Genomic DNA, 11062 nt, shown 5'->3' with positions numbered 1-11062 from the left:
TCCATTCCATTATTCGTAATGATGCCATCGACAAAGGCTTTTCCTGACTCAATTTGAATACAAGGTCTTTGCTTCAGGTTTTGGATATAGACCGATAATTCCTCCTCTGATTTCTGCTTAAGACTGTGATGACCATTCCAGAGATCGATAGAGATGATTCCCTTGACAAGAGGAAGCTCTTGACCAGCCAAAATAGCAATGTCTGCTCCCATACTGAAACCACATAAGTAGATCGCCTGAGAGTCAACTCTGATTTGATTGCTATTTTCTGTCAAGTAAGCGACAATCGCTTTAACATCATTAATCGATTGCTTATAAGAAAACACACCCTTATTGCCCCAAGTACCCGAATAGGAACAGAAAACCGCATTATAACCCGCTCGTCGTAAGATTTGTCCTGTTTCTTCATTCTTCTCAAAACCTGGATTACCATGCAGAAAGATGACTGTTGGCTTTGCATCTTTCCCCTTTGCCATTAGAATCCTTCCAGCGAGAGAATGATCAACCGAAGGTATCATCAGTGGCAAGCTCATAGGTCGTTCATTAGGTTTTGCACCTACAGGGTCTGCATTAAATAAAGCATATTTATCCATAACAGAAGCAAGCGTTTTAGGTTCTTCCTGACAGCCCACAAACATGAAGCTACTCATAAGTAATGCAATCGAAAATATATTTTTCATTTATGAACTCTTTTATTTAAAGTGAAATTAGCTCTATAATTAGTTTCCTACCTGCTTCTTAATCCAAGTAGATATATCATTCAAAACCTCTTCTGAGATGGTTTCTTCAATAGACTCAACCTCGTCGATATAGCCTGTTTCACAATGCTGAAAGAAATGATTCAAATCAGGATAGCGAATGATTTCGTAATTGGTTTTACCACTAGCTTTAAAAATTCGTTTAAAGCCAACTGTGTTTAGTTCCGATAGAACCTGAGTATCCTTATCCCCATTAAGTACTAAGAAGGGTGCTTTCACCTTAGGTAGAAATTTATTAGGCTGATAAGCTATAAAGTATCTAAACCAGGGAATCATCATCATTTTATAACGAGCCAAAGCAGACTTTGTGTCAAGGGTTTGAAAGCCATCAACGGTCTTCATTCCAAAATATTCTTTGACGGACGCGTCCTGACCTTCCAACCAGGGACCAATTAGTGCCTGACTAATACTGACCTCAGCCAATCGATCATCTTCCTGATGGATGATGATATTCATGGCTCTCTTTTCGAAAGAGACAATACTATCGACTGATTTTGTAGGCAATGTTCGGACCAATGCTTTCTTTATTTGAGAGCTCATCAATCTATTTCCCGATACACCTAAACCAGCCAATGAAACGATAAAAGCAAGATCATCTCGTTTTGATCCAATAATTGAAGCAATCAGACCACCTTCGCTGTGTCCAATCAAGCCAATTTGTTGCTGATCAATATCTGCCCTACTCTGCAGATATTTAATACCCGCAACAACATCCAAGGCGAAGTCATAGGATGTCGCTTTCTTCAATGTTTCCTTACCTGTGGTGGCTCCTACACCTCTATCATCTACACGCAATACGGCAATCCCTTGTCGTGTCAGATAATCAGCGATAACTAAAAAGGGTTTATGTCCCATGATGCTTTCATCCCTATCTTGCTGTCCACTCCCTGTAATCAGAATGGCAACCGAATGATTATTTCCATTTTTAGGAAGGCTTAATGTGCCTCCAATGCGAATACTTTTATCATGATTGAAATATGAGACTTCCTCTTGCTTATATGGCAAAGGCAACTTGGGGGTTTGAGGTCTTATATTTTCTATCTTTCTTCTCAGGGTCAAAGGGAAGCTTTTGCCCGATTGAATCCAATGTCCAACAAGAAGTGTATCGGCTTGCTTCACCCCAACAAATTGAGCTTGCAGTATACCCGAATAGGCAACACGAATACTATCGCCAGTGATCTTACATTCTGATGAAGGATAATCCACAACGCCCTGAACAGGGACATCGAGGAAACAAGTATCCTGGTTGAATTTAAAGACCAATTTCAGTTCAAAGCCTTGAACCAATAAAGCACCTTCCCATTTTGTATTTTCCTGCTTATTAGCTGCCTGCCCTGCACTCGAAAGACATAGGATTAATGTGAATAAGAGAATAAATTGTTTCATCTGTCAATAATTTAATTTTCATTTACCACATGGAAGTCGCCAAAACATTCATGTTTCGCAAACTCAAGAGGGATAAAGCCGTAGCCTTTTGTTTGGCGGACTTGCTAATGGCTCGTTTCATGTCTTATCATTTTTTCTATTCAGGATAATAGCTTTATATTTTATTATTTTAGATCTAAAAGATATACTAAAACCTACTCTTTGTTAGCACATACATTTTACATCCACCCAAATTTATGAAAATTAGAAAGCAAACAATATATTCACACATATTAAAATAGGAAGCAGATGTAAAATAGAATTCATCTATATAATTATGAATCAAAAAAGATCAATCCCGAATGAGCAAAGGATTTATTCGCCGAAGAAAAACAAAGCTATAGATCGCTTAGTATAGACTATTTATAAGCATAAAAAAAGAGGGTATCCAGAGATATATGTAGCCGTCATTCTGTCCCGATACTTGTCGGGATCAGAATCTTTACACATATTTCTGGACACCCTCTTAAGCAATAACTCTATTGACCGGGTAATACCTTCTATTTATTTAAAGCCAAATCAAGTCTGGCTTTATCGAATTTGTATATTTTAACCAATTGGGTTTCCTTATAGTTTTCCTTTATAAAATTCTTTAGGTTAAGAAACTCTGCGGCTTCGGAACCACCACATTTTGTATAATATAGACCCTTATCGTGATAGACGGCATGAATCACCTTATCGGCTTGACTTGAAAAAGTAAGCAAAGTATTATCTGGGATTTTTGTTTTAAAATTCTGTTTGGAAAGTGTGTTAAAGGCCTTTACTTCTATAAAGTAGTGATTTAGAATCTGACCTATGGTTTCCAATCCAATTAGCGTTCGTTTATTAAACACGGCTTGCTGAGCCATGCCGTTACGAGCAAAATAATGCTCTAAGGCAAAAGAAAAACAATTTTGGCCTTCAGTCTTCAAGTTGTTGATATAACTTTTACGCTCAGTTAGACTAAATAAGCGTTTTGTATTTTCACCATCCTTATTCGTACTCTTAAAATTATATTTAAGATGCTCATTCTGAACCACAATCTTTAAGGTATCATTCAACCATAAGGTATGAACCACCGTATTATTTTCATTGACCTCAAGTGTATCGAGCACTCTTCCTACAATTCTCTCTTCGAGTATTGATTCATACTGACAATAGCCCCCATACGACAGGGCTAATAGGAAAGAAAACATTATAGGCTTATAAAGTCGTCTCATACTAGTCGTTTTAGGTATTTAGGTTAGCTTCTGTTTGGTCATGCTATGCAAAATCAAATATTCCCCCTTAGGGGTTTAGATAATCATTTTTCTTTTACTTACTGAAGATAAACAAAATATTAGAGACAAACATAAAAATATAAACGAAGCGGGATTCCATTCATGGTCATATAGCTACTGGTAATGAAAATGATACAGAGAATAATGGCAGAATTGATAGAGTTCTCATAGACGAGAGCTCTATTTATTTCAAATTAGAGCGTGTTAGCCTTGGTTCGTATAGGTCAAGCCAATTTTAGTCTTTACCTGATCGATTAATGCCATTAGATCTAAACTGAGTGCATGAGGTAGTTTTGGACTTTCAATCATCCTGTTTCTCAAACAACGGTTGACTTCTTCAACTTCATAGATATAACCATTCCCCTGATACTTTAAGTCAAATTCCTCTTTCAACTTATCGTCCTGATACAAAGAAATCTTTTCGCTATGATGAAACCTGCTATGCAGCTTAATATAGCCCTTGCTCCCATAAATATTAGCTACAGTAGGCGTATCGGCCTCAATGGACGATTCCAAAATGGCTTTCTCGCCATTCTCATAACCAAAAAGCATGGAACAGTAACTATCAACCCCTGTTTCGGTCATTCGTGCCACAGCATTCATATGCGTAGGGAAACCTAGAGTGATTAGACTTAAATAAATGGGATAGATACCAATGTCCATTAAGGAGCCACCACCTAGTTTTTTATTATACACCCGACTTTCAAGATTAAGGTCGCCTTTAAAACCAAAATCCGCATGAATGTATTGGAGCTCACCAATCGACTTGTTTCGAAGCAAGTCTATCAACTTCTCGGTAGCTGGTATAAAACGTGTCCACAAACCTTCCATTAGGAAAAGATTTCTCGACCGAGCTTCTTTTATCATAGCTCTCACCTGATGAGAATCCAAACCCATTGGCTTCTCACATAATACCGACTTGTTATTCTTCAAGCAAAGCATGGTGTTTTCAAAATGAAAGCTATGTGGCGTTGCAATATAAATCACATCAATAGCTTCATCTTTGGCCATCTCCTCATAAGAATTATAGCATTTTTGAGAATGGTATTTCTCTGCAAAATCTTTTGCCTTTTTCTGGTTTCTCGAAGCCACAGCATAAAGCTCAGCCTCATTAGATAGCTGTAGGTCACTTGCAAATTTGTTTGCAATTTTACCTAAGCCTATTATTCCCCAACGTATCTTCCTATTCATATGCTTTTACCTGCTTATTCAACAATCGTATTTTGGCATCTTTAACCAACAAAAATGGTATAAATCCCTGTTTCAGTGCTCAAGCTAAACTCTACATTACCGATTTCAATTTCATTGTATCTCGTAAAGGAGCAACAGTCTTCATATAATCTTTTGGCATCCACATATAGATCGAATAGTTTTTCAGAGGCAATATTGATTCTGTAATTAACGATTTCAGTTTGCCAGCCAATTGTGTTTATCTCAATTAAATTGATTTCATTTTCCCCTATAAAGGTAAATTCAATAGGATGGTCTGAGGCATCTAAAACTTCTATATCATCTGAATTGAAGGTCCCATTCGTAAATAGATTTTCTCCCATGTCGCTATCGACCAATTCGAACACAAAATAATTGGGAGGCGAAAAACATTCACCACATTCTTCTTCATAACAACAAGAGCTTATAAAGAAAATGGCAAGAATAAAGAAGGGGAAAATTAAATTTTTCATTTTTTTAGTAATTGCGTGTAGGGTGTAAATGTTTTATTCTTTGGTGATCAAAAATAACAAAATTAGATTTACTATAATATTTTACCATAAATAAACTATTGATTCTAAGTGGGGAAAATGAAGGATACAACATGCTTGGAGTTAGTTCTCTTTATCTATGGGATCCTCAGGGACTGGGGACAAAGGCTCACAAAACAGTCACTGAGATTCACTAAGGATAAGAATGTCGTTTCACCTTAATTGACGTCCTATTATTTCTATCTTAATTGAATTGTCCAACCTATACTTTTAATCAAAAATAGGATCAAGTTGCTTGTTCTTATACAATTCGTACATTTTTAATAGTTGTCCTTTGGTCACCCAAATCGGACTACTCCTTCTCCACTTGCAATCCCTCATAGGCCGCCTTATAATCTTCGGCAGTTAAGTTCCCGATACCTGTCCAATACCACTGCCAATCGTTACTGATGCCCGTTGCCTTAGAATCGCTTGGATAATAGTCGATATAAGTGTTGCGCCAATCGGTATTGCTTAAAAGCTTTGGATAAAACTGATCGAGACCCGATACATTTGGAGCGAGATCGTAGGTTCTTGAGTCTGTCAATTTTATTCATAAGTATTCTATTCTCTAAATTGTGCCTAAGGTGTGTGTAAACGTATGTCTATACATTTATTTCAACAATCCATTAAATTGCACTCTTTCACCCATATAAGCATGATAAGCACTAGCTTAATATTTTAAGCCAACCAAATTTATGAAAATTAGAAAATAAACAATAAAATAAACTAACGTAAAACATCAGGCTTACATAAAACAGAATTAATCTACATAATTATGAATCCTAGTGAAGTGCTTGTTTTTGTGAGATAAAAACACCCCGCTCTATCTCCCCTGTCCTTCTGCGACATTTAGGCTGGGCTCAATACGAGGGCTCAGAAACCAGAAGGGGAAACTGTTAGCTTAATAGACGTTTGAATTAATAGGTCAGCCTGGCTTCTCCAAAGATATTTCACATTTCGATGCCGCTAAATGCCTGGATTAGGGAACAATGAAGTCTATAGCACCACCATTAAAAAACTTATCTGTTTAATAAGAATAATGTAGAAAAAAACTCATTTACGTGTTTGGCAAATTGCAAATTACCTGAAAGATAAAAGATAGCTCTACTACAACTTATTGGAGATGTACTTGTTCTATTTACTGATACTATTCACCTATCTACAGATAATAAATGACTGTCTACTGATTTTTTTCACTAAACTATCAATTCGTTTTTAAGTTTATGTTATAAAAAAGTTAATTAAAACTTATTAACCTAAACCCCATTAATTATGAAAAAATGTTTTACTCTTATTTTTATTTTTGCATTTATATGTAATTCGACATATGCGCAAGAAATCGAAAAGCAAAAACTTGACAGAAACGGTCACCCAACATTTATTAAATTCAACACTAAAGGCAAAACTAAATCTGTTTCTAAGACAGAAACTAAAGCCGTATTATCTAGTTTGTTTAACATGACAAGCAATGATGAGTATAAATCATTAAGATCAGAAAATGATCGCATTGGTTATACTCATGAAAAATTCCAACAATATCATAAGGGAATTAAAGTAGAAAATGGTGTTTACATCGCTCATAGTCGTAATAAGGTCATCGAATCGTTAAGTGGGAACTATAAATTAGTCAATGAGATTAACACGACGCCTACTCTCACAGAAAATGATGCCCGTGAAAAAGCAAAAGCTTTTGTTAACGCTGAAGAATACATGAGCACAGACAACAAAGATTTATACACAAATCCAGAATTAGTTATTATTGCTCATGATTACGGCAAAAATCCTAAAGCTATTCACGAAATGGTATTGGCATATAAAATTGATATTTATGCTACGAAACCTTTAAGTCGTGATTTCATTTATGTAAATGCCCATACTGGAGAGATTGTTCATACGAATGCTCGTCTTCACAGAGCTAATGAGACCGGTTCTGCAGTCACACGCTATAGTGGAACAAAAACAATCAACACAGAAAGTTATAGTAACTATTATCGATTAAGAGATTACACCAGAGGTAATGGTATAGTAACTTATAACTGTAACGAAGGAACTAGTTATTTGAATGCAGTAGATTTTACTGATACTGATAATAACTGGACTCAAGCTGAATATGATAATTCTGATAAAGATAATGGTGCTTTAGATGCTCATTGGGCAGGAATGATGACCTATGATTATTTTAAAAACACATTTAATCGTAATAGTTTTGATGGTAATGGTGCGTTAATGAAAACCTATGTTCATTTCGATAGCAATTATGATAATGCGTATTGGAATGGTTCTGTTTTCACTTTTGGCGATGGAAGCTCCTTTGATATTTTAACTTCTCTTGATGTTTTTGGTCATGAATTTGGACATGCTGTTTGTTCATATACGGCTGATCTTAACTACCAAAATGAAGAAGGTGCTTTAAACGAAGCATTCAGTGACATTTGGGGTTGTGCTATTGAATACAAATATGCTCCAAATAAAGATACCTGGTCAATGGGTGAAGATTTAGGTTCAGCACTACGCTCAATAAGTGATCCAAAATCTAAAGGTTTACCTGATACTTATCAAGGTACAAATTGGGCAGCCCTTTCAAGTAGTCCTACTAAGTATAATGATTATGGTGGTGTTCACACAAATAATGGTCCTTTTTGCTACTGGTTCTATTTAATAACCGAAGGTGGTTCCGGAACAAATGATAATGGTGACACTTATGAAGTAGCAGCTATTGGAATTGAAAAAGCAGAACAAATTGCATTTAGAGTTGAAAGTCAATATATGACTTCAACCTCTAATTATGCAGATGCAAGAACCTTTGCTATACAAGCAGCTCAAGATCTTTATGGAGAAGGTTCTCAGTCAGAAATTTCGGTAACTAATGCCATGTATGCTGTTGGTGTTGGCACACCTTACGGTGAAATTGATGATTCATACTGTAGCTCAAAAGGTAGTGATTCTAGTTATGAGTGGATTTCGAAAGTTGTTATTGGAACAGATACATATTCTTCAGGTGCAACAGGATATTCCGATTTTACAGATAAAATCATAAGGCTTGATGCTGGAGCAACAGTTAATTTAACTTTAACACCTGGTTATGCCAGTACATCATATAATGAATACTGGAAAATCTGGATAGATTATAATAAGGACTTTACCTTTAGCGCTGACGAATTGGTATATGATGCTGGTGCTGTAAATAGTGGTGTTGTAAATGGAAGCATGACTATAGACGCCTCTGCAAGCGGGACAACACGTATGAGAATCTCTATGAAATATAATGGAGAACAAACGACTTGTGAGACATTTGGCTATGGTGAAGTTGAAGATTACACAGTAACATTTGGTGAACCATCAGATGACACAGAAGCTCCAAGTGCTCCAACAGATCTGGCATCTTCGGATATTACAGAAACATCATGTACGTTAAACTGGACAGCTTCAACAGATAATGTTGCTGTAAAAAATTATCGAGTTTATCAAGATGGAAATTTAATAGCTACAACAACAGGTACCACAGCTGGTGTGACAGGTCTTACAGAGTCTACAACATACGGTTTTTATGTAACTGCTATAGATGCTAAAGGTAATGTTTCTGTTGCAAGTAGTTCGTTAGATGTAACAACTCCAACAACCAGTACCAATAACTTAACACTAACAATTACATTCGATAAATATCCAGAAGAAACAAGTTGGGCACTAAAAGATAGTAATGGATCAGCTGTTGCTTCAGGAGGAACATATAACTCGCAAGCAGATGAATCAACTCTTGTTATTCCCATTGATGATTTAGCAGATGCATGTTATGAGTTCACTATTTCGGATGTTTACGGTGATGGTATTTGCTGTACCTATGGAAATGGTTCATATAAATTAGAAGACAGCAATGGAACGATCTTAGCATCAGGCGGTTCATTTGGGTCATCAGAGGTGACGAGTATCTGTCTACCTAATACAACTTACGGTATTACCGCTACTAATTCTAATATTAATAATATAGTAACAAAACCTGCTGTTAATATTTATCCTAACCCAGCTAGCTCGTACATTAACGTGCAGGTTACAAATGCTAAAACAAATGGTAGCCTTAAAATTTATAGTTCAACTGGAACATTAATTAAAGTTGTTAAGATGGATGAAAATGAGAGCAAAATTAATATCTCAGAACTTCCAACTGGTTTATACCTTATTTCAGTAGAGACGAAAAAAGAGCTTATAACAAATAAGTTTATCAAAGAATAAATAAAACTTGAAGAAAAGCTTAAGGTTTTCTTCTTTTAAAAATCCTATGCATATCCACTAACTCAAACTGTTTTATTTGTCTATGCAAAAATGAAGAAAGTCCGGTATTGAACCGGACTTTCTTATGTATAATAAAGATAGCTTCAATGAGATATAATAGGCAATAGCATGGATAGTATTAAGCTCACAAAAGGGAATAATCGTTTAACTCATATTTAGCTAAAACCACTTACTATAATTTAACCATAACAATTAATTGACAAATATTGTATTTTTACTGACTAAAAACATATATTTGTTGACTAATCTCACTGTTAATTGATTTCATTCGTATAAAGTTGAATTCAAGTTTACGTGTATTTCCAAACACTCAGAATTATTATGATAAAATGCATTGCTATTGACAATGAACCTTTAGCTTTAAAACTGATAGAATCTTATATCGATAAATCTTCCTTTCTCGAGAAGCTTGCAATTTATACGAGTCCCGAAAAGGCTATAGATCTTTTACAAAAAAAGCAAGTTGACTTGATGTTTATTGATATTGACATGCCCGATCTAAATGGTATAGACTTTGTTAAATTACTTGACAATCCACCTATGGTAATTTTTACTAGCGCGCACTGCCAGTATGCAATTGAAGGGTTTCGTTTAAATGCCATTGACTACCTACTTAAGCCTTTTAATTACTCCGATTTCTTTAAATCAGCACATAAAGCTAAAAACAGGTTTGAAATTCATCAACCCATTACGACTCCAGATAAAACAGAAAACAATTTTCTTTTTATTAAATCGAATTATAAAACAATTAAAATTGATTTAAATAATATAAAATATATTGAGTCCATAAATGAATACATGAAGATTCATTTAGACAATTCAACCGAAGTGATGTCGCTGTGCAGCTTAAAATCAATTGAAGATAAACTCCCTGATTACAAGTTCATGCGTATTCATAGGTCGTATATTGTGAACCTAACTAAAATTTCTGTAATCGATCGAAATAGGATTATTTTTGATGACAAAATCTACATATCGGTAAGTGATAAATACAAAAGTAAATTTCAAAACTGGGTTAATGAAAATATTCTTGTCTAAACTTTACCTCTCTACTCATAATTATATAGAAGTCGTCTCGACTTTCTAAGTTTTGAAAAAAGGAAAAGGTTGTAGAAATTTGTTTCACGACAAATAAAACCCCTACAAGCTTATGTACTACGAACCTAGCAAAGATACAATAGAAGAAGAAATATGCCCCTATCTCCCAACAGCAAAAAGGAAATAAATGTAAAACTCAACTTTCGGATCTTGTAAATAGCATTTTACACAAACTAAAAACAGGTATTCAGTGGGGCTTATCTTCCTGTTGATTCTCTCTTTTCAGGAGTCCTATTTAATGGGCTTGCTGGTGTTTGTTAATTGAACTAACTCTCACGCTACTCGTCACCGCCCATGAAATTTTGCTTTTGTTAGCTTTTGTTACTTGAATCTAAGGTCTAATAAAAGCCGTGGAATTGCATCAAAACTATTTTTGCCTCAGCTCTCTGTTTTTCGTAAATTTACAATAGAGTCCTCCGCCCCATACATAAAGTTTGTCAATCATCTAAAAACAAGCCTTATGAACCCTCTAATTCTTTTTAGCCTTGGATTT

At 35.3% G+C, this 11062-nt stretch carries 8 protein-coding genes; 2 read left to right on the top strand and 6 right to left on the bottom strand.

All coding sequences use genetic code 11. From position 1 onward, the window contains the following. The 6 genes from ABY905_RS09195 to ABY905_RS09170 form a co-directional block, all read right to left on the bottom strand. On the bottom strand, positions 1–680 hold a 680-nt coding region (locus tag ABY905_RS09195), incomplete at its 3' end, for a hypothetical protein (RefSeq protein ID WP_372642809.1). A gap of 39 nt (positions 681–719) precedes the next feature. Next, positions 720–2144 (bottom strand): alpha/beta hydrolase family protein, encoded by a 1425-nt coding sequence (locus tag ABY905_RS09190; protein ID WP_372642806.1) that lies wholly within the window; start codon positions 2142–2144, stop codon positions 720–722. 539 nt (positions 2145–2683) lie between these two features. Next, entirely contained in the window at positions 2684–3382 is a 699-nt protein-coding gene (locus ABY905_RS09185; RefSeq protein ID WP_372642803.1) for a hypothetical protein, read from the bottom strand. A 264-nt stretch (positions 3383–3646) separates the two neighbouring features. Beyond that, positions 3647–4633 carry a Gfo/Idh/MocA family protein gene (locus ABY905_RS09180; protein ID WP_372642800.1) on the bottom strand — a complete coding sequence of 329 codons (987 nt, stop codon included), beginning with the start codon at positions 4631–4633 and terminating at the stop codon, positions 3647–3649. A gap of 41 nt (positions 4634–4674) precedes the next feature. Then, entirely contained in the window at positions 4675–5124 is a 450-nt protein-coding gene (locus tag ABY905_RS09175; RefSeq protein ID WP_372642798.1) for a hypothetical protein, read from the bottom strand. A gap of 370 nt (positions 5125–5494) precedes the next feature. Next, positions 5495–5728: a hypothetical protein gene (locus ABY905_RS09170; RefSeq protein WP_372642795.1), complete on the bottom strand. Its 234-nt coding sequence runs from the start codon at positions 5726–5728 to the stop codon at positions 5495–5497. Between the two features lie 728 nt (positions 5729–6456). Between ABY905_RS09170 and ABY905_RS09165 the strand changes: the two genes are divergently transcribed. Then, positions 6457–9411, top strand: a complete 2955-nt coding sequence (locus tag ABY905_RS09165) for a M4 family metallopeptidase (protein ID WP_372642793.1) — start codon at positions 6457–6459, stop codon at positions 9409–9411. Positions 9412–9792: 381 nt separating this feature from the next. Next, entirely contained in the window at positions 9793–10509 is a 717-nt protein-coding gene (locus tag ABY905_RS09160; protein WP_372642791.1) for a LytR/AlgR family response regulator transcription factor, read from the top strand. The last annotated feature ends 553 nt before the right edge of the window (positions 10510–11062 follow it).

The sequence above is a fragment of the Ancylomarina sp. genome, assembly GCF_041555295.1.
GTDB lineage: Bacteria > Bacteroidota > Bacteroidia > Bacteroidales > Marinifilaceae > Ancylomarina.
This window is presented reverse-complemented; position numbering and strand designations above follow the sequence as displayed.